Origin of the sequence: Paenibacillus ginsengihumi DSM 21568 (assembly GCF_000380965.1) — a bacterium.
GTDB classification, from domain to species: domain Bacteria; phylum Bacillota; class Bacilli; order Paenibacillales; family NBRC-103111; genus Paenibacillus_G; species Paenibacillus_G ginsengihumi.
The window spans coordinates 69,626-95,436 of sequence record NZ_KB905558.1 but is presented as its reverse complement, the minus strand read 5'-3'; the positions used below and the strand labels follow the sequence as shown (position 1 = coordinate 95,436).

General features: G+C 62.1%; 23 protein-coding genes and 1 riboswitch. All 23 genes read left to right on the top strand.

The genetic code is table 11. From position 1 onward, the window contains the following. The first annotated feature begins 14 nt into the window (after positions 1–14). The gene (locus tag F591_RS32250) at positions 15–1,700 is read left to right on the top strand and encodes a putative amidoligase domain-containing protein (RefSeq protein ID WP_026326466.1); all 1,686 of its coding nucleotides are present in this window, start codon (positions 15–17) and stop codon (positions 1,698–1,700) included. A gap of 162 nt (positions 1,701–1,862) precedes the next feature. Next, complete coding sequence (gene mutS / locus F591_RS0108515; protein ID WP_019534175.1) at positions 1,863–4,655, top strand: DNA mismatch repair protein MutS; 2,793 nt, start codon at positions 1,863–1,865, stop codon at positions 4,653–4,655. A 90-nt stretch (positions 4,656–4,745) separates the two neighbouring features. Next, a complete protein-coding gene (locus F591_RS0108510) occupies positions 4,746–6,206 on the top strand; it encodes a S41 family peptidase (RefSeq protein ID WP_019534174.1) in 1,461 nt (486 codons plus the stop codon). Positions 6,207–6,218: 12 nt separating this feature from the next. Continuing rightward, on the top strand, positions 6,219–8,297 hold the full coding sequence (gene mutL / locus F591_RS0108505; RefSeq protein WP_019534173.1) for a DNA mismatch repair endonuclease MutL: 2,079 nt from the start codon (positions 6,219–6,221) through the stop codon (positions 8,295–8,297). A gap of 2 nt (positions 8,298–8,299) precedes the next feature. Continuing rightward, positions 8,300–9,079: a class I SAM-dependent methyltransferase gene (locus F591_RS0108500; RefSeq protein WP_019534172.1), complete on the top strand. Its 780-nt coding sequence runs from the start codon at positions 8,300–8,302 to the stop codon at positions 9,077–9,079. Then, the gene (miaA, locus tag F591_RS0108495; RefSeq protein WP_019534171.1) at positions 9,073–10,020 is read left to right on the top strand and encodes a tRNA (adenosine(37)-N6)-dimethylallyltransferase MiaA; all 948 of its coding nucleotides are present in this window, start codon (positions 9,073–9,075) and stop codon (positions 10,018–10,020) included. Before F591_RS0108500 ends, miaA begins: the two co-directional genes overlap by 7 nt. Before the next feature lie 20 nt (positions 10,021–10,040). Beyond that, a complete protein-coding gene (gene hfq / locus F591_RS0108490) occupies positions 10,041–10,280 on the top strand; it encodes an RNA chaperone Hfq (RefSeq protein ID WP_019534170.1) in 240 nt (79 codons plus the stop codon). Between the two features lie 144 nt (positions 10,281–10,424). Further along, positions 10,425–13,238, top strand: a complete 2,814-nt coding sequence (locus F591_RS0108485; RefSeq protein ID WP_019534169.1) for a PBP1A family penicillin-binding protein — start codon at positions 10,425–10,427, stop codon at positions 13,236–13,238. A gap of 146 nt (positions 13,239–13,384) precedes the next feature. Next, positions 13,385–14,071 carry a peptidylprolyl isomerase gene (locus F591_RS0108480; protein WP_019534168.1) on the top strand — a complete coding sequence of 229 codons (687 nt, stop codon included), beginning with the start codon at positions 13,385–13,387 and terminating at the stop codon, positions 14,069–14,071. 92 nt (positions 14,072–14,163) lie between these two features. Next, positions 14,164–15,108: an ADP-ribosylglycohydrolase family protein gene (locus F591_RS0108475; RefSeq protein ID WP_019534167.1), complete on the top strand. Its 945-nt coding sequence runs from the start codon at positions 14,164–14,166 to the stop codon at positions 15,106–15,108. Then, positions 15,105–15,806 (top strand): alpha/beta hydrolase, encoded by a 702-nt coding sequence (locus tag F591_RS0108470; protein WP_019534166.1) that lies wholly within the window; start codon positions 15,105–15,107, stop codon positions 15,804–15,806. The genes F591_RS0108475 and F591_RS0108470 overlap by 4 nt, the downstream gene beginning before the upstream one ends. Then, entirely contained in the window at positions 15,806–16,015 is a 210-nt protein-coding gene (locus F591_RS0108465) for a VOC family protein (RefSeq protein WP_019534165.1), read from the top strand. The genes F591_RS0108470 and F591_RS0108465 overlap by 1 nt, the downstream gene beginning before the upstream one ends. Next, a complete protein-coding gene (locus F591_RS0108460; RefSeq protein ID WP_019534164.1) occupies positions 16,012–16,686 on the top strand; it encodes a YdcF family protein in 675 nt (224 codons plus the stop codon). The genes F591_RS0108465 and F591_RS0108460 overlap by 4 nt, the downstream gene beginning before the upstream one ends. 82 nt (positions 16,687–16,768) lie before the next feature. Beyond that, positions 16,769–16,966 (top strand): twin-arginine translocase TatA/TatE family subunit, encoded by a 198-nt coding sequence (gene tatA / locus F591_RS0108455; protein ID WP_019534163.1) that lies wholly within the window; start codon positions 16,769–16,771, stop codon positions 16,964–16,966. 120 nt (positions 16,967–17,086) lie between these two features. Next, the gene (locus F591_RS0108450) at positions 17,087–18,787 is read left to right on the top strand and encodes a PhoX family protein (RefSeq protein ID WP_019534162.1); all 1,701 of its coding nucleotides are present in this window, start codon (positions 17,087–17,089) and stop codon (positions 18,785–18,787) included. An 18-nt stretch (positions 18,788–18,805) separates the two neighbouring features. Beyond that, on the top strand, positions 18,806–19,000 hold the full coding sequence (gene tatA, locus F591_RS0108445; protein ID WP_019534161.1) for a twin-arginine translocase TatA/TatE family subunit: 195 nt from the start codon (positions 18,806–18,808) through the stop codon (positions 18,998–19,000). A gap of 122 nt (positions 19,001–19,122) precedes the next feature. Next, positions 19,123–19,308: a hypothetical protein gene (locus F591_RS0108440; protein ID WP_019534160.1), complete on the top strand. Its 186-nt coding sequence runs from the start codon at positions 19,123–19,125 to the stop codon at positions 19,306–19,308. Positions 19,309–19,669: 361 nt separating this feature from the next. Then, a riboswitch (Fluoride riboswitch) is annotated at positions 19,670–19,729 on the top strand. Positions 19,730–19,800: 71 nt separating this feature from the next. Then, a complete protein-coding gene (locus F591_RS0108435; protein WP_019534158.1) occupies positions 19,801–21,159 on the top strand; it encodes a voltage-gated chloride channel family protein in 1,359 nt (452 codons plus the stop codon). 81 nt (positions 21,160–21,240) lie between these two features. Beyond that, entirely contained in the window at positions 21,241–21,663 is a 423-nt protein-coding gene (locus tag F591_RS27640) for a hypothetical protein (RefSeq protein ID WP_019534157.1), read from the top strand. Further along, positions 21,660–22,022, top strand: a complete 363-nt coding sequence (locus F591_RS27635; protein ID WP_019534156.1) for an HAD family hydrolase — start codon at positions 21,660–21,662, stop codon at positions 22,020–22,022. Before F591_RS27640 ends, F591_RS27635 begins: the two co-directional genes overlap by 4 nt. Before the next feature lie 132 nt (positions 22,023–22,154). After that, entirely contained in the window at positions 22,155–23,144 is a 990-nt protein-coding gene (locus F591_RS0108420; RefSeq protein ID WP_019534155.1) for an AAA family ATPase, read from the top strand. A gap of 24 nt (positions 23,145–23,168) precedes the next feature. Then, positions 23,169–24,503: a GTPase HflX gene (gene hflX, locus F591_RS0108415; protein WP_019534154.1), complete on the top strand. Its 1,335-nt coding sequence runs from the start codon at positions 23,169–23,171 to the stop codon at positions 24,501–24,503. Continuing rightward, a complete protein-coding gene (locus F591_RS0108410) occupies positions 24,496–25,755 on the top strand; it encodes a methionine gamma-lyase family protein (protein ID WP_019534153.1) in 1,260 nt (419 codons plus the stop codon). Before hflX ends, F591_RS0108410 begins: the two co-directional genes overlap by 8 nt. The last annotated feature ends 56 nt before the right edge of the window (positions 25,756–25,811 follow it).

Genomic DNA, 25,811 nt, shown 5'->3' with positions numbered 1-25,811 from the left:
TGAGGGGGATCTTCATGCGCGCATTCCTGCTTCATTCGAACGAACCGACGCTCGAGCTGCTGCTGCCGTCGCTTACGGTCAGCCACGGCTCCTCCTTGCCCAAGGATGGCGGGGACGATCTGTATATTATTCACTGGGGCGCCTTCCACCCGGACCGGGGACGGTCCGAGGTCTTGCAGCCGGTCAAGAGCATCGTGCTGGCGCTGAATCCGCGGCGCGCTGCCCAGACGCTGCGGCTGCACGGCATCGACAGCGTCCTTGGCGCCGGGCAGGAGGAGGCAAGCGGGGACGTTCGCAGCGGCCGCGCCGCGGCGCAAGCGGCACTGGCCGCGCACGCCGGCCGGGCGGCGGAACGCAGGTCCACCGCATCTGCCGCCGCATCCGTCGCATCCGCCCCATCTGCCGCACCCGCAGCATCCGCTGCATCCGCCGCATCTGTCGCATCTGCCGCCGCATCCGTCGCAGCCGTTCGCGCAGGGCGCGGCGCCTCCGCGGCCCTCCTGGCGGACGAGCGCGGCGACGCGACCGGCGGCACGGGGCACCGCTGGACGCGGGAGTTTGTCGTGCCCGTCTTTCACCTGCAGGCGCTGACGCTGTATGAGCGGCGACAGCCGACGCTGTATATGGCCGGTTCCGCGTATTCCTCCGCTGCCGGCGGAGCCGGGGAGCTTGCGGAGCTCGGGACCGAGCAGCCGACCTATCACGGCGCGCGGGCGATGCGCGAAGCGGTCAAGGCCGTCTATGCGCTCGGGCTCGATTACGCGGTCGTGCGGATCGGCGTGCGGAGCGACGGCGCGCTGGCCGTGCTCGGCCTCGATCCCGTCCCCCGGCTCGACCCGCGGCTCGCCGAACTGTTCGCCGAAGCGATCCGGCGGTTCGACGTCGACATCGTCCGCAAGCGGAGCGAGCCCGTCAAGCATACAGCCATGCTCGGCGCCGATCCCGAATTCGTGCTGCGCAACGCCCGCGGCAAAATCGCCTTCGCCTCCAATTACGCGGACAAGGACGGGCCGTTCGGCTGCGACGCGATCGTGCTGCGCAGCTTCCGCAAAATATACCCGCTCGCCGAGCTTCGTCCGCGCCCGAGCACAGAGGTCCGGCAGCTCGTCGTCAACCTGCACCGGACGATGCAGCTGGCGGCCCGCCGCATCGCCGACGACAGCCTGGAGTGGCTGGCCGGAGGGATGCCGGTGCGCGGCTTTCCGCTGGGCGGCCACATTCACTTCAGCGGCGTGCCGCTGACCTCCGAGCTGCTTCGCGCGCTTGACAATTACGTGGCGCTGCCGCTCGTGCTGATCGAGGACGGGACGACGGGCAACCGCAAGCCGAAGTACGGATTTCTGGGCGATTTCCGGCGTCAGCGGCACGGCGGCTTCGAATATCGCGTGCTGCCGAGCTGGATGGTGTCGCCCGTCGTGGCGCGCGGCGTACTGGCGCTGGCCAAGCTGGTGTCCGAGCATTACCGCCTGCTGAGGCGCCGCCCGCTCGACGAGCCGGAGGTGGCGAGAGCCTATTACAGCGGCGACAAGGCGCGGATTCGCCCGCTGCTGCTCAAGCTGTGGCGGGATTTGGAGCGGCTGGACGATTACGGCAGGCACGAGAAGTATCTTATCCCGCTGCGCCGCAGGCTGATGCTCATGCAGCCGTGGAACGAGCAGCAGGATATTCGTCCGCGCTGGAAGGTGCCGCCTTTCTCTTAAAGGCGGGTTTTCTCTGGCGATTCATGTTATAATAGGTCATATTCTGCTAGAAGCGGGCATCGCACTCATGCGTTCGGCAGCATACATACGTTTATTCATATCGCGAGAAGCGATGCCCGCTGCTTATTGCAACAATCACTGAGAACAAGCCAGGGGATGAGCATGGCCAAATATACGCCGATGATCGAGCAATACCTCGCCATTAAGGCGGAGGTGCCCGACGCGTTTCTGTTTTTTCGGTTGGGCGATTTCTATGAAATGTTTTTCGAAGACGCGGTGGCGGCCGCGCGTGAACTGGAGATTACGCTGACGGGCCGGGACGGCGGGGGAAGCGAGCGCATTCCGATGTGCGGCGTCCCCTATCATTCCGCCGACAATTATATCGCCCGCCTCGTAGAGAAGGGCTTCAAGGTGGCCATCTGTGAGCAGGTGGAGGACCCGGCGGAGGCCAAAGGCGTCGTGCGGCGCGAGATCGTGCGCATCGTGACGCCGGGAACGGTCATGGATGCGCGAAGCTTAAGCGATGCCGGCAACAATTTTATCGCTGCCGTCGTCTGGTCAAGCGGGGGATATGCGCTGGCCGTGTGCGACATTTCAACCGGCGAGCTGTATGCGACGCGACTGGAAGGCGGCATCGAGCAGCTCGCCGACGAGCTGAACGTGTACGAGCCGTCCGAAGTGCTCGGGACAGCCGCGCTCCTTGAGCAGCTGGCGGCCGGCGCGCATTTTCGTCTGACGCAGGCGGTGCTGACACCGCGCAGCGAGGAGGACGAGAGCGCCGACTGGGCCGAACGCTTCGCCCCGGCCGAGCTGAATGCGCTCCCCGAGGGAGGGCGCGCGGCGATCGCCCTGCTGATGCGGTACCTGCAGGAGACGCAGAAACGGTCGCTGACGCATATCAAGCGCATTCGCGTGTACGAGCCGAACCAGTACATGATTATGGACCCGTTCACCCGCCGCAATCTGGAGCTCGTGGAGACGGTCAGGGACCGCTCCCGGCACGGGTCGCTGCTGTGGCTGCTGGACAAGACGGTGACCGCGATGGGCGGGCGGCTGCTGAAGCGGTGGATCGAGAAGCCGCTGATGAGCGCGGCGCTGATCCGCGACCGGCTGGAAGCCGTAGACCGGCTGTACAATCAACTGATGACGCGCGAGGAGCTGAAGGACGCGCTCAAGGAAGTGTACGATCTGGAGCGGCTCACGGCCCGCATCGCCTACGGCAGCGCTAACGCGCGCGATCTCGTCGCTCTGAAGGCATCGCTCGACCAGGTGCCGCGGCTTAAAGAACTGTGCGCGGCGAGCGGGTCGGAGACGCTGTCCCGGCTCGGGGAGCGGATGGACGACTGCGCCGACCTGGCCCGGCTGATCGGCAAGGCGATCGTGGACGAGCCTCCGGTGTCGGTGCGCGAGGGCGGCATGATCCGCGATGGCTATAGCGAGCGGCTCGATCGGCTGCGCGAGGCCAGCGCAAGCGGCAAGCAGTGGCTGGCCGAGCTGGAGCGCAGCGAACGGGAGCGGACCGGCATCAAGTCGCTGAAGATCGGCTACAACAAAGTGTTCGGCTACTTCATCGAAGTGACGAAGGCCAACCTGTCCATGCTCGAGGAAGGACGCTACGAGCGCAAGCAGACGCTGGCGAACGCGGAGCGTTACGTCACGCCGGAGCTGAAGGAGAAGGAGGCGCTCATCCTCGAGGCCGAGGAAGGCATGGTCGAGCTGGAATACCGCCTGTTCACGGAGCTGAGGGAGCAGCTGGCGGGGCAAGTATCGCGGCTGCAGCAGCTGGCGGAGCTGATCGCGACCTTGGACGTATACCAGTCGCTGGCCCGCGTCAGCGCCGAGAACCGGTACGTCCGCCCCGACATCGGGGAAGGGCTGGAGCTGAAGATCGAGGAGGGCCGGCATCCGGTCGTCGAGGCGGTGCTGGACGGCGGCGTCTTCATCGCCAACGATACGGCGATGACCCGCGCGGACGGCAGCATGCTGCTGATCACCGGCCCCAATATGGCCGGGAAGAGCACGTACATGCGGCAGGTGGCGATCATCTGCCTGATGGCGCAGATCGGCTGCTTCGTGCCCGCGCGGACCGCGTCGATGCCGATCATCGACCGCATCTTCACGCGCATCGGGGCTGCCGACGACCTGGTCGGAGGCCAGAGCACGTTCATGGTCGAGATGATGGACATCCGCATCATGACGGAGAAGGCGACCGAGCGCTCGCTCGTCATTATCGACGAGCTCGGACGCGGCACGTCGACGGGGGAAGGAATGGCGATCGCCCAGGCAGTCATCGAATATTTGCACGATCGGATCGGCTGCAAGACGCTCGTTTCGACGCATTTTCACGAGCTGGCGCATCTGGAGGACAGCCTTGCGAATTTGCGCAATTACTGCATGGCGGTCAAGGAAAGCGGCCGCGACGTCACGTTCCTGCGGCGGCTCGTTCGCGGCGCGGCGAGCACCAGCTACGGCATTTACTGCGCGCAGATCGCCGGCCTGCCGGGCGCCGTCATCGAGCGCTCGTACGAGCTGCTGAAGGCGTTCGAGACGCGGGCCGAGCTGCTCCAGGGCAGCCTGCAGCAGGCCGCCTCCGCCGAAGCGGCGGCTTCCCCCGCGGCGGAAGACCGGCGCGAGGATGCAAACGCGGCCGCTGCTGCCCCGGCAACCCAGCGGCCGGATGACGTGTCCGCGGTCGCTCCGCCTGCTGAACGGCCTGCTAACGATACCAGCGACGTCGGTGTGACAGACCGCGTCATGGAGAGCGGCGCCGCCGCGCCGGGCATCGTTCAGCTCAGCCTGTTCGACGAGCCGGCCGCAGGTGCAGACAAGCAGCGGCGCAAGGCCGAGGCCAAGGGCGAGCTGCTGCTGCAGAAGCTGCGCTCGGCCGATCTGATGAATATGACGCCGATGGATGCGATGAACTTTTTATATGAATTGAAGAAGCAGCTGCCGTAATCCGCGAAAATGGCGGCTTCGGCCCGAATCATGGCATTCTGGCCGCCGCCTCCGCTGCAGTTATCATACAGTGAAAGGAATGATCGCGATATGAAAATGAAACGTCTGCGCCCGCTGTTTTGGCGCAAGTCCGTTTCCGTCGTCCTGTCGCTGTCGCTGCTGCTTCCGGCGGCGTCGTCCGCTCTGGCCGACGAGATTCCGGCAGGGACGAGATCGGGAAAAGTTCAGGAAGTGATGGACCTGCTCGAGAAGCATCACGTCAGCGCGCCGTCCCGCAAAAAGCTGGAGGACGCCGCAGTGGAAGCGATGATCGCCGCGCTGGACGATCCGTATACAGACTATTTCACGCCGGAGGAGCTGCAGCAGTTCACCAGCTCCATCGAAAACAATTATGTCGGCATCGGCGTCCGAATCAGCGAAGACCCGCTCGGCATCTACATCGAGGAGGTGTTCGACGGTTCTCCGGCGAAATCGGCGGGCCTGATGCCCGGTGACATCATCGTGGCCGTGGAGGGCGAATCGGTGGCCGGCATGAAATCGACCGACGTCACTTCCAAAATCGTCGGCCCCGAAGGCACGAAGGTCAACGTGACGGTGCTGCGCGGCGAGGAGCGGTCGGACAAGCAGATGACTCGCCAGGCCGTTCATATCCCGCCGGTGTCGAGCCGCATGTTCAGCGGGGGCATCGGATATATCGAGGTCACGACCTTTTCCAGCGACGCCGACGAGATGATGGGCGAGCAGCTGGACGCTCTGAAGAGCCAGGGCTTGAAAAGCCTCGTCGTCGATCTGCGCGACAACCCCGGCGGACTGCTCGATACGGCGCAACAGATGGCGGCGATGTTCGTGGAGAAGGGCGTGCTCATTCATACCCGCAACCGCGATAATATCAACAATCAGGTCGAGATCAGCGGCGGCGAGAAGCAGCCGTTCCCGGTCTATTTCCTCGTCAACGAGATGAGCGCCAGCGCTTCGGAAGTGCTCACCGGCGCGCTGCAGGACTACGGCGTCGTTACCGTGATCGGCCAAAAGACGTTCGGCAAAGGCAGCGTGCAGAACATGCACGAGCTGTCCAGCGGCGGAGCGCTGAAAATTACGATCGAGGAATATTTGACGCCGAAGCTTCGCAAGGTAAACCAGGTTGGTCTGGAGCCGGATATCAAGGTGGAGGGCTCCGTGCCGCAGCTGCTTAAGGCGCTGCGCCTGGCCGGCATGAAGAGCTTTGACCTTACGCTGCGCGGACAGACGCTTGAGGTCGAAGGGCAGCTCGTCTCCGACTGGTTCGATGTCGTTCGCCAGGACGGCAAGCTGTACGTTCCGGCCCGGGTGCTGGCCGCGCTGGCGGACATCGGGGTGCTCTGGAACGAAGAGAAGCGGGCGGTCGAGCTGACGAGCAAGGACGGCAGCGTCTCCTTCGTGCCCGAAGGGCAGCAGGTGCAGCTGAAGGACGGCACGAGCTATGTGGATATTGCCGCATTTACCGCCAAGTTTCCGGGGATCTCCTGGACCGACGACGGCCGCAAGGCGACGTTCCGCACGTCCGGCGAGTAAGGGGCTTGGATTATGGGTAAAATTAACATTTTAGACGAGCATGTCGCTAACCAGATCGCCGCCGGGGAAGTCGTCGAGCGACCGTCCTCGGTCGTCAAGGAGCTGGTCGAGAACGCCGTCGACGCCGGCGCCAGCCGCATCGACGTGACGATCGAGGAGGGCGGGCTGCAGCTGATCCGCGTCGTCGACAACGGCAGCGGCATGGAGCCCGACGACTGCGAGCGAGCGTTCGAGCGCCATGCGACAAGCAAAATCGCCGGCTCGGCCGACCTGTTCGCAATCCGGACGCTCGGCTTCCGCGGCGAGGCGCTGCCCAGCATCGCCGCGGTTTCCAAGACGGAGCTCGTCAGCTGCGCCGATGGCAGCGGGCTCGGTCGCCGCATTGCGATCGAAGGCGGCGTCGTCAAGCAGCGGGCAGATACGGCCGCGCCGCGCGGCACCGACATCACTGTGCGCGAGCTGTTCTACAACACGCCGGCGCGCCTGAAGTACATGAAGACGATTCAGACGGAGCTCGGCCATGTGACGGATTATTTGTACCGTCTCGCGCTGGCCCATCCCGGCATCGCCTTCTCGCTGCGGCATAACGGCCACACGCTGCTGCAGACGCTCGGCAACGGCGACCTGCTTCAGGTGATCGCCGCCATCTACGGCACGGCCGCAGCCCGCAGCATGCTGCCGATCACCGGCGAATCGCTCGACTACAGGCTGCAAGGATACATATCGAAGCCGGAGCTGACCCGCGCCAACCGCAACGCGGTGTCGACGGTGATCAACGGGCGCTACATCCGCAATTATTCGCTGATTCACGCCCTGCTCCAGGGATACCATACGCTGCTGCCGATCAACCGCTATCCGCTGGCCGTGCTGCACATCGAGATGGATGCTACGCTGCTCGATGTCAACGTGCATCCGGCCAAGCTGGAGGTCCGCTTCAGCAAGGAGCAGGAGCTGCTCAAGTTCGTGGAAAGCCAGGTGCGCGAGACGCTGGGCCGGCAGGTGCTGATTCCTGGCGCGATGTCCGCCCGGAAGAAGCCGGAGGCGGTCGTGCAGGAGCAGCTTGAGCTGTACCGCCCGGGCGCCCCGACGCCGGCCGGGCAGGCGCCGCCGAGCTCGTCGGCGAGCCTGGCGGCGGAGCCGGAGGCGCGGCGCGGCGAGCAGCCGGCCGCGGCATGGCCCGGCGGCAGCGGGGGCGGCCCGCAGCGCGGCGCATCCGCCGGCGGGCTGCGCTCGGCCGCATCCGCCGGCGAGCCGCCCGCGGCCGCGGCTGCAGCGGCCGGCACGCGCGCCGGAGACGCCGGCCGTGGCATGGCGGCAAGCGCGCCGGCAGGCCGGGCCGCCCGCCGCGAAGCCGCGCCCGGCGCAGCGGCGCCAGGCGCGGCTGCCGCCCGCGGCTCGCTGCGGCAGGCCGCGGCGTCTGCGCCGGACCGGGCGGACGCCGCCGCGGCGGAAGCGCTAATGCGCTCGCTGTCGGCTGCGGCCGAGCAGGAGCCGCCGGCGCTGCCGGCATTTCCCAAGCTGTACCCGATCGGCCAAATGCACGGCACCTATATCGTCGCCCAGAACGAAGAGGGCCTGTTCCTGATCGACCAGCACGCCGCGCATGAGCGGATCAATTACGAGCGCTATTACGAGCTGTTCGGCCGCCCGGCCGAGGCGAGCCAGGAGCTGCTCGTGCCGATGACGCTCGAGTTCACCGCAGCCGAAGCGGCCAAGCTGGAAGGCCGCCTGCCGCAGCTGGCGCAGGTTGGCGTCCATCTGGAGCCGTTCGGGGGCACATCCTTCCTGGTGCGGGCGCATCCGCACTGGTTCCCTCCAGGGGAAGAGCAGGAGCTGGTCGAAGAAATGGTCGAATGGCTGCTGGCCGAGCATAAGCAGGTCGATCTGGCCAAGCTGCGGGAAAAGGCGGCGATCATGTGCTCGTGCAAGGCGTCCATCAAGGCCAACCAGTCGCTGAGCACGCTCGAGATCGAAGCGCTGCTGGATCGGCTGGCCGCCTGCCGGAATCCGTACACATGCCCGCACGGACGGCCGATCGTTGTCAGCTTCTCGACCTACGAGCTGGAAAAAATGTTTAAAAGGGTGATGTAGGCTTGTTGATCACCACGTCCTTCGATCCGGACGACATACTGTCAAGGAAAGCCGCTGCGGCAGCGGCGCATTTCGGACCGGACGCGCGTTTTGCGCCCCGCGGCCGAATGACGCTGGCGCAGCTTCGGGAGCGTTACGGAGACGAGGATATTCTGCTGTTTGCCAAGGGGCGGGTCGAATTTCACCGGGGAGCGCAGCCGCCGCTGTTCTTTCATCCCAGCATGTCGCTGATTCGCGTCAAAAGGTTGCGCAGCGGCGAGGAAGATCCGCTCGTCCGGCTCGCCGGCATACGCCCCGGCGACCGCATTATCGATTGCACGGCCGGGCTCGGCTCGGATGCGATCGTCTTTGCCTATGCCGCTGGCGAGCAAGGGAGCATCACGGCGCTGGAGAGCGCCGCGGTGCCCTGCTACCTGCTGCAGCAGGGGCTGGCAGCCTATGAATCGGACGTGCCCGGGCTGGAAGCGGCCATGCGCCGCATCGAGGTGCTGTGCTGCGACCACCTGTCCTATTTGCAGGCGCTGGAGGCGGGCAGCGCGGATGTCATATACTTCGATCCGATGTTCCGCAAGCCGATCCGCGAATCGTCCTCCATTCGCGCCATCCGCGGGCTCGCCGACGACCGGGCGCTGAGCGAGCAGGCGATCGCCGCCGCCCGCCGCGCTGCCCGCCGCGCCGTCATCCTGAAGGAGCACCGGGACAGCGGGGAATTCGCGAGGCTGGGCTTCGCGGAAATTCACCGTTCCTCGAGCAAAATCGCATACGGAGTGATACGATGCTGAAAGAGAAGCTGCTCGTGCTCGTCGGGCCGACGGCGGTGGGCAAAACGAAGCTCAGTCTGACGCTGGCGGAGCGGTATGACGCCGAGATCATTTCCGGCGACTCGATGCAGGTGTACCGGGGGATGGACATCGGCACCGCCAAGGCGACGACGGAAGAGCGGGCCCGGGTCCCGCATCATATGATCGATATCCACGATCCCGATTACCCCTTCTCCGTGGCCGAATTTCAGCAGCGGACCGAAGGGCTCATCCGCGACATCAACGGGCGCGGCAAGCTGCCTTTTATCGTAGGCGGCACCGGCTTGTACATCGAATCGGTCTGCTACAGGTTTCAGTTCGGCCAAGGCGGCTCGGACGAAGCTTTTCGCGCCGAGATGCAGGCTTACGCCGAAGCGCGGGGAGCCGAAGCGCTTCATGCGCGGCTCCGCGAGGTCGATCCGGAGATGGCGGAGAAGCTGCATCCGAACGATTTGCGCCGCGTCATCCGGGCGCTGGAGGTGCACCATTTGACCGGAGAACGGCTCAGCGAGCAGCTCAAAGGTCAAAAAAAACAGACTCCTTACGAATTGTGTATCATCGGGTTGACAATGGATAGAGCTTTACTATATAACCGTATTGAGAAGCGAATCGACCAAATGATTGAAGAAGGCTTGGTCGACGAGGTTCGCTCCTTGCTGAACCGGGGATACGGCAAGGATCTCGTCTCGATGCAGGGGCTGGGCTATAAGGAAATCGCCCTGTTCCTCGAGGGACGCTGCACGCTCGACGAAGCGGTCGAGCTGCTCAAGCGGAACACCCGCCGGTTTGCCAAACGGCAGCTGTCATGGTTTAGACATATGCAGGACATACAGTGGGTGGATGTGACCGATATGGAAAAAATTTCTGACCATTTGTCCGAGATTCATGCTATAATAGCAGGAAAGCTCACATTGGATCGTTAACCATTATGAGGGGGACCACGATGAACAAGTCGATTAATATTCAGGATACGTTTTTGAACCAATTGCGCAAGGAAAGTATTCCGGTCACCGTCTATTTGACGAACGGATTCCAGCTTCGCGGAGTGATTCGCGCCTTCGATAATTTCACGATCATCATTGACAGCGATGGACGCCAGCAGATGGTGTACAAGCACGCCATCTCCACGTTCACGCCGCAGCGCCCGGTCTCTTTGATGCAGCAGCAGGAAAGCGGAGAATAAGCGACGGGTAGCAACCTTTCGATTTGCCTTTACGTCTAATCGAATATAATCGATCGGAGCAACCCGGATTCGTCAGGGTTGCTCTTTGTTTGAGAGGCAACATCGAGCAGCACCCGAGACTAGATAGGGAAGGGAGTCGGTGGCATGGCGGAGAGAACCAGCAAGACTCAGGGAGCGTCGCGCAAACCTGCAGCCGGCAAAGCGGTAAAAGGCGGACAGAAGAAGAACAGGAAGAAGCGAAAAAAATTAACGGCGATGGCCGTCTTCGGCTGGGCGTTCGTCGCTGCGGTCCTGGCCGCGATTTGCGCCATGGGCGTCTATATTTTTGTCATTATTAACGGGAATATGATTTTGCAGCAAAATATGAACAAGCTCGATCTGGACGAGGTCACGCATATTTATGACGCCGCGGGCAACGAAGTCGGCATGCTGTACGCAGACGCCGTCCGGGAAAACGTCGAGTCTGAAGAAATTCCGCAGCTGCTGAAGAACGCCTTCATCGCGACCGAGGACAAGCGGTTCAACGAGCATCAGGGCATCGACCTGCTCGGCATCGGGCGGGCGCTGGTCAAAGATATCATCGCTCGCAAAATGGTGGAGGGCGGCAGCACGATCACCCAGCAGCTGGCCAAAAACTTGTTCCTCAACGCGGATAAAACGTTCTTCCGCAAGGCGACGGAAATGTCCATCGCCGTTGCGCTGGAGGATCAGTTGTCGAAGGAGGAAATTTTGGAGCTGTACTTGAACCGGATCTACTTCGGCAACGGGGCTTACGGCATCAAGGCAGCCTCGAAGGTATATTTCAATCAGCCCGACCTGAACAGGCTGGAGCTTTGGCAGATGGCTACGCTGGCGGCGATGCCGAAGGCGCCGAACCGCTACAACCCGATCAATAACCCGGAATTGTCGCTAGAGCGGCGCGGCGTCGTGCTCCGGCTCATGGCCGATCAGGGATATATCACCGAGGAGCAGCGGGCTGCTGCCGCCGCCGTCGAGTATGTGGCACCGCCCAAGACGGAGAAGGCCGATAAAGGCCGGAACCAGACGTACATCGATTATGTGCTGAGGGAAGCGCAGGAGAGGTACGGGCTGGAAGAGGACGATCTGCTGCGCAAAGGCTACCAGATTTACACGACGATCGATTTGAACGCGCAAAAAATATTGGAAGAAACCTATAAGAACGATAACTTTTTCCAGAAGGACGGCCCCGAGCAAAAAATGCAGAGCAGCATGGTCATCCTGAACAACGAGGACGGCGGCATCGTGGCGATGATCGGCGGCCGGGATTACGTCGTCCGCGGGCTGAACCGCGCGGCCGATCCGCGCGCGGCGCGCCAGCCGGGCTCCGCCTTCAAGCCGCTGATCGCTTACGCACCGGCCATCGAGAAGAACAACCTGAATCCGTACAGCATGCTGCCTGACGAAAGGCGCACTTACAACGGCTACAGCCCGCGCAACTACGACGGCGTCTATCGCGGCCAGGTGACGATGATGGAGGCGGTGCGCAAGTCGATCAACGCACCGGCTGTGTATTTGCTGAACGAAATCGGTCTCGGCACAGCCAAGTCGTTCGTCGGCAAGCTCGGCATCGAGCTCGATCCGAACGACAACAACCTGGCGATCGCGCTCGGCGGCCTGACCAAAGGCGTAACGCCGCTGCAGATGGCCCAGGCTTACACGGCCTTTCCGAACAATGGCAAGATGCAGACCGCGCATGCGATCACCAAAATCGTCGACTCCTCCGGGGCCACGGTGCACACCTACAAGCCGCCGGAGCAGCCGGAGGCGATGAGCCCGAAGACCGCCTGGTACATGACTCAGCTCATGCGCTCGGTCGTAGAGCCGGGGGGCACCGGTGCCAAGGCCCGCTTCGAGCGGCCGGTGGCCGGCAAGACGGGCTCGACGCAGGAGACGATCAAGGGGCTGGAGAAATACAACCGCGATCTGTGGTTCGTCGGCTACACGCCGGAGTGGACCGCGGCGGTATGGATGGGCTTCGAGAAGCCGGACGCCAAGCATTACGTCAATATGTCAAGCGGCGCGCCGGCGGCTATCTTCAAGGAAGTGATGCAGAAATCGCTGGCAGGCAAACCGGTGACTCAGTTCGAGCGCCCGAAAGGCGTGCCGGATGTGACGGCTCCGCCGAAGGGGATTTCCGATCTGAAGGCGGAATATACGGATCGCTCCGTCCGCCTGGCGTGGAGCTCTGTCGGCCACAATATCACGTATCAGCTGTATCGCAAGGACGGCGGAGCGGCGGAATTCCCGTCCGAGCCGCTGCTGTCGACGACGACGAATGAAGCCAGGGATATATCCGTCATGCCTGGCCAGACATACGATTATGCGGTCGTCCCGGTCAATCCGAACAACGGCTTGGCGGGGCAGCGCTCGAACACGGCGTCGGTAGAGATTCCGGCTGCGGAAGACGAACAGCAAAACCCGCTTGACCCGCTCGATCCGCTGCAGCCGGGCGACGGAGAAGACGGGGACGGCGAAGCGGATTCCGATCGGCCGGACGACGGGGAAGACCGGGGGACGGGCGGCGAGGATGGCTCCGAGGGAGACCGGAATGACCGTCCCGGCAGGCAGGCCGGCTCCGGCGACACGGACGGCGTCGGCACGGATCACGGCGATACGGACAGCGGTACAAGGACGAACGGCAGCGGCGGTCAAGGTTCGGGCCGTCCTGGCGGTTCCTCCGGCTCCGGCGATATAAGCGACGGCCATACAGGCAGCGGCACGGGGACGAACGGCGGCGGGGTTCAAGGTTCGGTTCGTCCCGGCGGCTCCTCTGGCGCCGGCGGCACGAGCGGCGGCAGAACCGGGACCAGCGAGACGAACGGAGGCAGATCAGGAGCCGGCGCCGGCACGGCTGCGCCTGGAGGCGCGGCTTCTGGCGGAGACGCCGCAGACGAATCGCCCGGCGGCGATCTTCCGGCCGATGACGGGGCCAATTAAACTGTTGGCTGCCGGCCAGCAGCGTCGAAACGGCTTTTTTCGGAGGGACATTTCATTTTTTGAATGTTCGGGTGGTATAATGTGGAAGGGGGATCGCACCCCGAATAACAGGGATCAGTATGAATAGATGGAGTTGAGACGAAGCAGTGAAACGAACGAATGGATGGAAAGCGGCAAAATGGATCTTCACGGTATCATTGTGCGCCGTCATGCTGACGGCTTGCGGCCAGAAACCGGTCGGGCAGGGGGGACAAGGCGCGGCGGCGGGCGGCAGCGGTTCCGGCTCCGGTGCGGAAGTCCAGAAATCGTGGTCCGAGCCTCCGGCGATGAGCATTGATCCGAACAAGACGTACCATGCGACCGTCAAGACCTCCAAGGGAACGTTCAAGATCGAATTGTTCGCCAAGGATGCGCCCAAGACGGTGAACAACTTCGTGTTTTTATCGAAAGAGAAATTTTACGACAATGTCAAGTTTCACCGGATCATGCAGTCGTTCATGATTCAGACGGGCGACCCGACAGGCACCGGCAGAGGCGGCCCGGGCTACAAGTTCGAGGATGAGCTGAACAACGGTCATAAGTATGAGCCGGGCATCGTGGCGATGGCCAATTCCGGACCGAATACGAACGGCAGCCAGTTTTTCATATGTACAGGCGAGGACAGCAAAAGGCTGAACGATTACCCGGATTACTCGATCTTCGGCAAAGTCGTCGAAGGCATGGAGACGGTGCAGAGCATCGCTGCGACACCGGTCGGACCGGACCCCCGCGGCGAGATGAGCGTGCCGTCGGAGACGGTTACGATCGAATCCGTTGAAATTACAGAGTCATAGGCAGGGAGGAGACAGCGTGGATACCACGCTGTTTTTTCGCAATCCATTCAACCGCGGGCACTTTTATGTCGTCCATAAGGGGAGGGGTACATATGTCGCTACAATCAATCGAACGATACCGCGGCTGCTTGTTGGGACTGGCGGCCGGGGATGCGCTGGGTACGACGCTGGAATTCAAGCCGCCGGGAACCTTCGGGGCGCTGACCGACATGGTGGGCGGCGGCCCGTTCGATCTCGAGGCGGGGCAATGGACCGACGATACGTCCATGGCACTGTGTCTTGCCGAAAGCTTGACGGAATGCGGCGGCTTCCATCCGCTCGACCAAATGCGCCGTTATGTGCGATGGTACAGGGAAGGATATTGGAGCAGCACCGGGGAGTGCTTCGATATCGGCGGAACCGTGCGCGACGCTTTGGAGCGGTTCGAACGGACCGGCGAGCCGTTCAGCGGCTCGATCCGCCGCTCCGCTTCGGGGAACGGCTCGCTGATGCGGCTTGCTCCCGTGCCGATGTTCTACGCCCGCCATCCCCGCGAAGCGATCGTCCGCTCCGGTGACAGCTCGCTGACGACGCACGGCTCGGTTATCGCCGTTGACGCTTGCCGCTATTACGGCGGTCTCCTGGTCGGAGCGCTCTCCGGCGCGGACAAAGAGGAACTGCTTAAGCCCCGTTATTCGCCCGAGCCCGGCTTCTGGGACCGCTATCCGCTCGTGCCGGAAATCGACGAGGTGGCGTCCGGCTCTTTCCGCCGCCGCCAGCCGCCGGAGATCGCCGGCACCGGCTACGTCGTTCGCTCGCTCGAAGCCGCGCTCTGGGCTTTCGAGCAAAGCGACAGCTTCGAGGAAGGCTGCTTTCTCGCCGCGAATCTGGGGGACGACGCCGATACGACGGCGGCCATATACGGGCAGCTCGCCGGCGCCTATTACGGCGAATCGGCCATCCCCGAGTCGTGGCGGGGCAAGCTCGCAAGGGGCGATGAGATTGCCGCGATGGCGGAACGGTTGCATGACTGCGCCTTAGAGGTGGTCGCGGAATGAGCGGAGCACGATGCCTGCTCCTGCACGGCTTTACGGGCGGGCCTTACGAAGTGATGCCGCTTGCGGAGCACCTCAGCCGCATCGGATACGAATGCCGCGTGCCGGAGCTGCCCGGCCACGACAAGGAGCTGCTTGGCCTCGGCCAGGTGACGTGGCACGATTGGCTGGATGCCGCCGCCGGGGAAGCTTACAGGCTATTGCGCGCGGGCGGCGGCTTCGATCTGGTCGGCTTCTCGATGGGCGGGCTCATCTCGGCCTATTTGGCGAACCGCTTTCCTGTCCGCCGGCTCGTGCTGCTCAATGCCGCGGCCATTTATGCCAGCCCCCGCCTGTTCGTCAAGGATGCGCTGCGGCGCATGCGGGCCGGGGATCGCAGGCAGTGGAACAAAATGACGCGGACGCCGCTGCCGGCGGCGGTGCAGTTCCTGAAGCTCGCCAGGCATGTGCGGCGCGAGGAGCTGCCCCGGGTGGCCGTGCCGACGCTGGTCGTGCAGAGCCAGCGCGACCACATTATCCATCCCCGCAGCGCAAATTATATTTATAGGCAGCTGAAGGGCGACAAACGGCTCGTTTGGTTTCCGCAATCGGGCCATATGATTTGCCACGAATCGGAAGCGGGCGAGATGTTTCATGCGGTAGAACAATTTTTGTGCGACGAAGCCTACATATACAAGATGGACGGTGAGAGGCTGACCTAATGAACATACAGGGCTTCAACCATGCGACGATTCGCGTGTCGGATTTGGAACGGCCAAAGTCGTTTGGCTGCGGCGTTCCGGGAATGCATCCCGTCCAGCGGGAACGGAAAGACGTTTATTTGTGCAGCGACCAATTTCCCGCCCCCGACGCCACGGAGCCGGAGCGCTTCACCGGCACTTTAGCCGGGCGGATGAAGGAGCGGGCATGACGGCGCGCGGCATCCGTTGGGCGCGTCCGGGATCGCGCCGCTTCTTCCGCCCCTTTCGTTTTCTGCTTCGCGGCTTGCTGTTCGCGCTCGTCGCGCTGATCGCGTGGACGCTATTCGTGCAGTCGCGGATGATTTGGCTGCCCGACCGGCCGCTCACGCCCCGCGATGCGGGCATCGTGCTCGGCGCCGCGCTGTGGCAGGACGAGCCGAGCCCCGCCTTGCGGGAGAGGCTGGACCGCGCCGCCGAGCTGTACGCATCGGGCACGATCCGCAAAATCGTCGTCTCCGGAGGCTACGATTATGCGGGAGCGAGGCTGACCGAAGCGGAAGGCATGCGCAATTATTTGATGGACCGGGGCATTCCCGAGAACGATATTTTGCTGGAAAACGATGCGACCAACACCTACGAGAACATGCTGTTCAGCCGCGGGATTATGGAGCAGAACGGTCTGAGCACGGCCGTCATCATCACGCACCGGTATCACGCGGTCAGGGCGCTGGACATTGCCGGTTTCCTCGGCTTCGAGGAGCCTGCCGCAAGTCCTGTCGATTCTCAAGTTTTAGCCATGTTCTGGCATCGGGGTAGGGAGACGCTGGCGCTGGCCAAGTGGCAGTGGGACAAGGTTCGGCTATCCATCGGCCAGCCCCCCGCGGCTTTGCCCGATTGGTAAAAAAGCGGTCGATAGTTTTCTTTCATTGGACTTGCTGTTATAATGGGTCATATTAGCTGATTATTTAAAGGAGTGGGCTCTCTTGCTACCGTTCGGGAATATCGGTGTTGGCGGCCTGATTCTCATCATTATTGTCGTCCTCTTATTGTTCGGCCCGTCCAAGTTGCCCGAGCTCGGCAGAGCTTTCGGCAGAACGCTCAGCGAGTTCAAGGATGCGACCCGCGGGCTCGTTTCCAGTGACAAGGATGAGAACAGACAGCAGGAAGAGAAAAAGTCATAAGCGGTGCCCGGCTTGCTGCCGTCCGATTTCGGACGGCAGCATTTTTTACATAGAATAAACCCTCTGTTAATACGGCGTTGATTTTCGGCCGCTAAGATTGTCCATGAGCAGGAAATGACTATGGACAAGGGGATGTTTTCGATGCAGACGATGACCAGAAGGAAGTTTTTGGCTTATCTCGGGACGGGTACGGCCGCATTGGCAGCGGCATCTGCCGGACTCGGGCCGCTTGCCGGAACGGCGCATGCCGGGAGAACGGCTGATCATATGTTCGGTTACAAGAGCAACAAGGTGTCGGGCTTTTTCGAGCCGATCGCCCCTTCCAGCGAAGATCAGCTGATTTTGCCGCGAGGTTATAAATACGACGTCGTCGCCGCTTACGAGGACGTCATCAACGAAGCGGGCGACACGTTCGGCTTCAACTGCGACTTCACGCTGTATTTTCCGATCAACGGTTCCAACACGCACGGCCTTCTGTGGGTGAACCACGAATACTCCAGCGATCTGTTCGTCACCGGCGCGCCGGCGGGCGCAGACGGCAAATATACGGCCGAGCAGATCCGCAAGCTGCTGTACGTGCAGGGCGGATCGATCATCGAGGTCGTCCGCGACGATAGCGGCGTATGGTCCATGAATCCGAAGTCCCCATACGCGCGCCGCATCACCGGCCTTACTCCGTTCCGGCTGGTCGGACCGGCTGCAGGCTCCACAGCCGTCAATGGCGCGACGACCGTGCAGGGCACTTTTGCCAACTGCTCCGGCGGGATGACGCTTTGGAACACGGTCTTGTCCTGTGAGGAGAACTTCGAATCGACCGCCGAGGACGCGGGGCTTAATCCGACCCATTATGGCTGGGTAGTGGAGGTCGATCCGTTCGATGCCGCCTTCGAGCCGCGCAAGCATACGGCGCTCGGGCGCTTCAACCATGAGAATACGGCCATGGGCCTCAGCAAGGACGGCCGCGTCGTCGTATATATGGGCGATGACAAGAAGGACGCCTGCATATACAAATTCATCTCCAGCAAGCAGTACTTGCCCGAGCTCGGCCGCGGCAATACCGTGCTGCTGCAGGAAGGCACGCTGTATGTAGCGGACATGAAGAAAGGCAAGTGGGTGGCGATGACGATCGAGGCCGTCACCAAGCGCTTGAACGACGCCAACTTTAAAATTCCTTCCAGCATCAAGCTGAAGCGGGAAGAGCTTCAGGCCAAGTTCCAGTCGCAGGCGGACATTCTCGTAAATACGCACGAAGCGGCCATGCTGCTCGGCGGCACGCCGACCGACCGTCCGGAGGACATCGAAATTTGCCCGTTCGACAACACCTTCTTCGTCGCGCATACGAATAATGACAGCCATGGCAACATTCATGGACATATTACCCGCTTCTTCGAGAAGGACAACGACCTCGGCGCGCTGGAATTCGATTTTGAAATCTTCGCCGCCGGCGGACGCCAGAGCGGCTTCAGCGCGCCGGACAACCTGTCGTTCGACAGCAGCGGCAATCTGTGGACCGTCACCGACATTTCGTCCGGTAGCTTGAACAAAGGCGTATTTGCGCATTTCGGCAACAACGGTCTGTTCGTCATTCCGACTCAAGGCCCGAACATGGGCGAGGCGCTGCAGTTCGCGTCCGGACCGGTCGAGGCGGAGATGACCGGACCTTGGTTCACTCCTGACGAAACGACGCTGTTCCTGGCCGTTCAGCATCCGGGCGAAAATACCGAGGACATCAGCAAGCCGACCAGCATGTGGCCGCACCGCCCGGGCGACACGATTCCGCGTCCGGCAGTCGTGGCGATCACCGGCTTCCGGTTCTCTTAAGAAGGGAGCAATGGCATCATGCCAATCGGAAATATTGGAATATCCGGACTCATATTGATTTTGGTCATTACGCTGCTGCTGTTCGGGCCTTCCAAGCTGCCCGAGCTCGGCCGGGCGGTCGGCCGCACGCTCAGCGAATTCAAGGGCGCGACCAGAGGCCTGATAGGCGGGGACGAGGACAAGCCCCGGGCGGAAGCGGAGCAAAAGAAATAACCGCATAGCTTGCGGTCTTCCCGAGAAGGCGGGAAGGCCGCTTTTTTTCTTATTATTTTGCGGAACGGGCGTCCGGCTTGTATACTATAGGGAGAAGAAGCGAGAGAGGAGTCGAATCGTTTTTGGCCACCATCATTTTAATGCTGTGCCTGGTTGTCTTGGGAGCGCTGTTCAGCGTGGCGTTCGTTCTTTTCTTTCAAGGAAAAAAGGCGCAGGGGACGCTGTGGATCGCGCTGTTCGCGCTGGCCATGGTACTATTCTACTGGTCCATCGCCCAAGGCTATCTCGTGTTGCCGGAGCAGGCTTGAAGCTGCCGGCTAGCCGCCCTTCAGCCTGAAGGGCGGCGTCATGGCGCGATGGCGCGGCGATCGGCGACCGCGCGCAAAGCCGTCCCGCTGCCAGCAGCCGGGCGGCTTCGCGTCTTCGGAGGAACCGGACCCGTTACCGCGTGCGGCCCCACCTGACCCGATCTTCGCTCGCACGTCAATATCGAACGCTGCGCGCGGGGCTCCTTGCCCGTTCATCCCGCACCTGCTTGAGATATGGATACCCAAGGCTCGTACATACATGCCGCAGCCGTCACATTCGATCCGGCTTTTGCACGTAAAATTTGCGCGGCGGCCGCTCGGAATTCGCATTTGACGTGAAGACGGCGATTCGTTACAATAAGGCTGTAAAGGCGATGGAGTTCGCCTGAATTGCCACATGGCTGATGACTCCTACCAGTAACTAATGTTGTCGCTGGTAGGAGTTTGTTTTTTGCGGAATGAGACGGATTGCGGAAGGTACGGCATAAATATATGAAGAGCGATAAAGATTCAAGGCGCCGTTCGTTCGCCGGCTTGCCGCATGCGGCGCTGCTCGGCGCTTTGCTGAAATGGATCTGGCTCGGCGGGCTGGTCGGGCTCGCCGCCGGAACGGCGTCCGCCCTGTTTTTGACTGCCCTTGGCTGGGCGACGGAGATGCAGCGGACGCATGCCTGGCTAATGTACTTGCTGCCGGCCGGCGGAGCGGCGGTAAGCTGGGTTTATGGCAAATACGGAAAGGAGAGCTTGCAGGGGAACAACCTCATCCTCGCGCAAATTCAGCGCGGCGACGGACGCATTCCGCTGCGCATGGCGCCGCTCGTGCTGGGTGGCACGATCGCGACCCATTTGTTCGGGGGTTCGGCCGGACGGGAAGGGACCGCGGTGCAGATGGGCGGCAGCTTGGCGGACTGGATTGCCCGCAGCGTGAAGGCCGACGCGGCGGACCGCCGCATCCTGCTGATGTGCGGCATCGCCGCAGGCTTCGGCTCCGTCTTCGGCACGCCGCTGGCCGGCACCGTGTTCGCCCTTGAGGTCGCCGTCATCGGGCTGGTCCGGTATGAGGCGTTAATGCCATGCTTCATCGCGGCCTATTCCGGCCATCTGACGACGACGCGGCTGTGGGGCGTGCCTCATCAGCACTGGTCCATCGGGGACGTTCCCGCCTTTTCCCCCGGATTGCTGCTTAAGATCGTCATCGCCTCGGCGCTGTTCGGGCTCGCCAGCCTCGCGTTCAGCGAGCTGACCCATGCGCTCAAGAGAGGGTTCGCCCGGTTAATCGGGAATGCGGCCATAAGGAGCGCCGCCGGCGGGCTGCTAATCATCGGCCTCGTCTTCGCGGCCGGCACGCGCAATTATTTGGGCCTCGGCCTCCCTTTGCTGGATGAAGCGTTCGCGGTAGACGGGAATGTTTCGCCGTTTGCATTTTTGTGGAAGCTTGTATTTACCTCCGTCACGCTTGGCGCCGGCTTTCAGGGAGGAGAAGTTACGCCGCTGTTCGTCATCGGAGCGCTGCTTGGCCACACCCTCGGCAGCGCGCTCGATGTGAGCGCTCCGTTCCTGGCGGCGCTCGGGATGGTGGCGGTGTTTTGCGGCGCGACCAATACGCCGCTCGCCTGCTTCATCCTGGGCGTGGAATTGTTCGGGGCGGTGGGGGCGGAATATTGGTTCATCGCCTGTCTCGTCAGCTATTTATTGTCCGGGCATACCGGCATTTACGGCGCGCAGCGCATCGGCATTCCCAAGAGCCGCAGGCTGCAGGTCCCGGAACTTTCTACGCTGCAATCCGTAAGAAAGGGTAGCGGCCATTCGCCGGAGGACGGCGAAATGACGGACAAAAGGCCGCCTGGCTGACGGCCGCATGAGCACAGGATGGAAGAATACAGACGCTTTGACGACGACCGATGCCATGCTTTTATGAGGAGGGGACCGGTTATGCGGATGATTGATATGATCAAGCAAGGCGCGGCCGTTGCCGCGGATAAAGCCCAGCAGGCTGTCGAGCTGACGAAGCTGGCTGCCCGGGTGCACAGCAAGAAGAAGCACCTGGAAGCCAATTTGACAAAAATCGGCGAAGCGGTGTACAGAGCCTACCAGTCGCGGAACCTGCCCTCTGCCGAACCGCTCATCAGCAGGCTGTCGAAGGAGAACGAAGCGATCGAAGCGGAGATTCAGGCGTTGGAGGAGAAGATGCGGCAGCTGCGCCAGCAGCAGGTATGCCGCTGCGGAGCCTCGGCCCCGCTTACGGCAGTATATTGTCCGCGGTGCGGGGTCCCTTTTGCCAGCCAGCGCATCATCGTAGAATCCGCGCCGAGACCTGCGGCAATCGATGAGCGGGATAAGGAAGGCGGCCTATGATCAAGGCGGCTGTTTTCGATTTTGACGGCTTGATTCTGGATACGGAAACGCCGGAATTTCAGTCTTTCGTCCAGGTGTTTCAAGAACACGGCGCGGAGCTGACGATGGAGGGGTGGGGGCGATGCATCGGCGCCGCCCCGGGCTCCTTCAATCCCTATGCGCACCTGGAGCAGTGCCCTGGCTTCGCTATCGATAAAACGGCAGTGAGAGCGCGGAGAAGAGCGATCTACGAGCAGCTGATGCAGGGCGCCGACGCCAGGCCCGGCGTGGCTCGACTCGATGGCGGCGCGGCCGCTGGACAAGGTGCTCGCCGGGCTGAACCGGGCATAGGCGGCGCAGCGCAGCGAGGAGCCCGCTAAAATTTTTATAACGAATTGTTATTTTGAAATATTGCCCCGGAAAAGCTACAATGGATTGCAGACCGCAAGAAAACTGACACAATCCGTTGGGCTGCTGCGTATACTCTAACACCAAGCAAAGAGGTGATACGCATGAGCGGTCGTTCGCAGCCGTCGGAACCGATCCGGATCACTAAAAACGACAGGCAAATCAGCGTGGTGCTGCGCAGTCACGACTCCGCCGCGCAGACGGCCCCGGCCGAACCGAGCGTCGCCGGCAAGCCGCAGTCCCAGCAGGGGCAATTCGCGGAAATCATGAAGGAATTGGACCGCATGGTCGGATTGGACAACGTCAAGGAGCTGGCCTTCGAAATCTACGCGCTGCTGCGCATAGCCGGCATGCGCGCCGAGGCCGGCCTGATGGCGAATACGCAGGTGTACCACATGGTGTTCAAGGGCAATCCCGGCACCGGCAAAACGACGGTCGCGCGCATTCTCGCCAAGCTGCTGCAAACGATGGGCGTGCTGAGCAAGGGGCACCTGGTCGAGGTGGAGCGGGCCGATCTGGTCGGCGAATACATAGGACATACGGCGCTGAAGACGAGGGAGATGGTCAAGAAGGCGCTCGGCGGCGTGCTGTTCATCGACGAGGCGTACAGCCTGGCCCGCGGCGGGGAGAAAGATTTCGGCAAGGAAGCGATCGACACGCTGGTCAAGGCGATGGAGGATCATAAAAACCAGTTCATCCTGATTCTGGCGGGCTATTCCGAGGAAATGGAGCTGTTCCTGCAGACGAATCCCGGGCTGCCGTCGCGGTTTCCGATCCAGCTCGATTTTCCCGATTACACAGTTGATGAGCTGATGCAGATCGCCGAGATGATGATCAGGGAACGCGAATATACGCTGACGCCGGCGACGGAGATGAAAATTCGCCAGCTGATTGTGAACGAGAAAAATAATCTGGAGGTTTCGTTCAGCAATGCCCGGTTCGTGCGCAATCTGATCGAGAAGGCGATGCGCAACCATGCCGTGCGCCTGCTCAATCAAGGGATCGCCCATCCGAGCCGCAACGAGCTGATGACGATCCGGCCGGAGGACGTGAAGCTTGACCGGAAGCCGGTCAAGGATGCCTATATTCCTTAAGCCAAAGGAGTACCATTGAAATCGATGAAAAATCACTTGCATGACATTCAACCTGATGCCTGCGACCGCGCCGTGCTGGTCAGTCTTGTCACGCCGCAGCTGAAGCGGCAGGACGATTACGATCCCGAGCAATCGCTGGCCGAGCTGGTCCGCCTGGCCGAAACGGCCGGCGTCGAGGTGCTTGACACGCTTACCCAGCACAAAGAGTATCAGGATTACCGCTGGTTTATCGGCAAAGGCAAGGCGGAGGAGCTGAAGCGGCTGATCGAGGCGCGCGAGGCGAACACGGCCATCTTCGACCAGGAGCTGTCCGGCGCCCAGGTGCGCAACCTGGAGCAGTTTCTCGACGTCAAGATCATCGACCGCACCCAGCTCATTCTCGATATTTTCGCCCAGCGCGCCAAGACGCGGGAAGGCATCATCCAGGTGGAGCTGGCGCAGCTGAGCTACCTGCTGCCGCGGCTGTCCGGCCACGGCAAAAACTTGTCGCGGCTTGGCGGCGGCATTGGGACGAGGGGGCCGGGGGAGAGTAAGCTCGAGACGGACCGGCGCCATATCCGCGGCCGCATCTCCGAGCTTAAGCGGCAGCTGCAGGAGGTGCTGAGACACCGCACGCTGCACCGCGAGCGCAGAAAGAAGAGCGGGGTATACCAGGTCGCGCTGGTCGGCTATACGAACGCCGGCAAATCGACCCTTTTGCGGCAATTGACGAGCGCGGATGTCTATGTCGAGAATCAGCTGTTCGCGACGCTGGACCCTACCTCCCGCAGCTTGCGACTGCCCGGCGGGCAGGATATCCTGCTGACGGATACGGTCGGCTTCATCCAGAACCTGCCTCACGATCTCGTCGCGGCTTTCCGGGCGACGCTGGAGGAGGTGTGCGAGGCCGATCTGATTTTGCACGTCGTGAATTGCTCGTCCCCGATGATGGATGTGCAGATGAAGGTGGTCGATTCGGTGCTGAAGGAGCTCGGCGCCCACGGGAAAGAGCGCATTACGCTGTTCAACAAGGCGGATGCGGTGCCCGCGGGCCGCGTGGAGATGCTGACAGCGGAAGGCCCAAGCCTGCGCATATCGGCGTATAACGACGAAGACCTGCTGCGGGTCAAGCAGGCGATCGAGGAAAGGATGACGGGCGGCAATCGTTCGTTCCGCATTCCTGCGGACAGAGGGGACATGATCTCGGTCGCTTACCGCATCGGGGAAGTCGTCGACAGCGCGGTCGAGGGCAGCGATATGCTGCTGACCGTGCGCATTAACAACAAAGAATATGAGAAGATCGGCCATATGCTGGCGGCTTACGCTATGTCGCATGCCGCCGAAGGAATGCACAGGGGAGAGAGTTCGGACCATGTTTGATGAACGGATCATGGGCTTGATGGAGGAAGCGGAGGCTTTGGCGGAGGACCGGCTGAAGCAGATCGACCGGATCGTCGATCGGAACCAATGGAAGGTTATTCGCGCGTTTCAACAGCACAAGGTCAGCGATTTTCATTTTGCCGGCTCGACCGGCTACGGCTATAACGACCGCGGGCGCGAGGTGCTCGATCTCGTCTACGCGGACGTGTTCGGCGCGGAGGCCGCCCTGGTGCGGCCGCATTTTGTTTCCGGCACGCATACGATCGGCACCGCTCTGTTCGGTGTGCTCCGTCCCGGCGACGAGCTGCTGATGCTGACCGGCCGCCCGTACGACACGCTGCACAAGGTGATCGGGGAGCCGGGCGACGGCAAGGGCTCGCTGCGGGACTGGGGCGTCGGATACCGTGAGGTGGCGCTGCTGGAGGACGGCTCTCCCGATTACGAGGCGATCGCCTCCGCCATCGCGCCCAGCACCAGGGTCGTCGGGATTCAGCGCTCCAGGGGCTACTCTTGGCGCCCGTCGCTGACGGTGGATCAGATCGGGCAGCTAACGCGGTTTGTCAAAGAGATCAAGCCGGATGTCATTGTCTTTGTCGACAACTGCTACGGGGAGTTCACCGAACTTAAGGAGCCGACGGAAGCGGGCGTCGATCTGATGGCCGGCTCGCTGATCAAAAACCCGGGCGGGGGCCTGGCTCCCACCGGCGGATACATCGCCGGCCGCCGCGAGCTGGTGGAGCTGGCCTCGTACCGCCTGACCGCCCCGGGATTAGGCGGGGAGGTCGGCGCCATGCTCGATACGCTGCGCCCGATGTTCCAAGGTTTCTTCCTGGCGCCTCATCTCGTTGGACAAGCCGTGAAAGGGGCGGTTTTCGCCGCCGCCGTCTTCGAGCGGCTCGGCTTCGTCACCCATCCGCAGTGGAACGATTCCCGCACGGATCTGATTCAGGCGATCCGCTTCACCGCGGCGGATCATCTCATCGCCTTCGTGCAGGGCATTCAGCAGGCTGCAGCAGTCGACTCGCATGTCGTGCCCGAGCCGTGGGACATGCCGGGCTACGAGCATCCGGTTATTATGGCCGCCGGCACGTTCGTTCAGGGCGGCAGTCTGGAGCTGTCGGCCGACGCGCCGATCCGCGAGCCCTATACGGCATATATGCAAGGGGGACTGACGTATTCCCACTGCAAGCTGGCGGTGATGACAGCGGTTCGGAATATGGCGGATCGCGGCCTTGTCGAGTGGCTCTTATAGCATAAACCTAACATAACTTGACAAGTTTATGTATGAAGGTTACAATACGAGTAAGG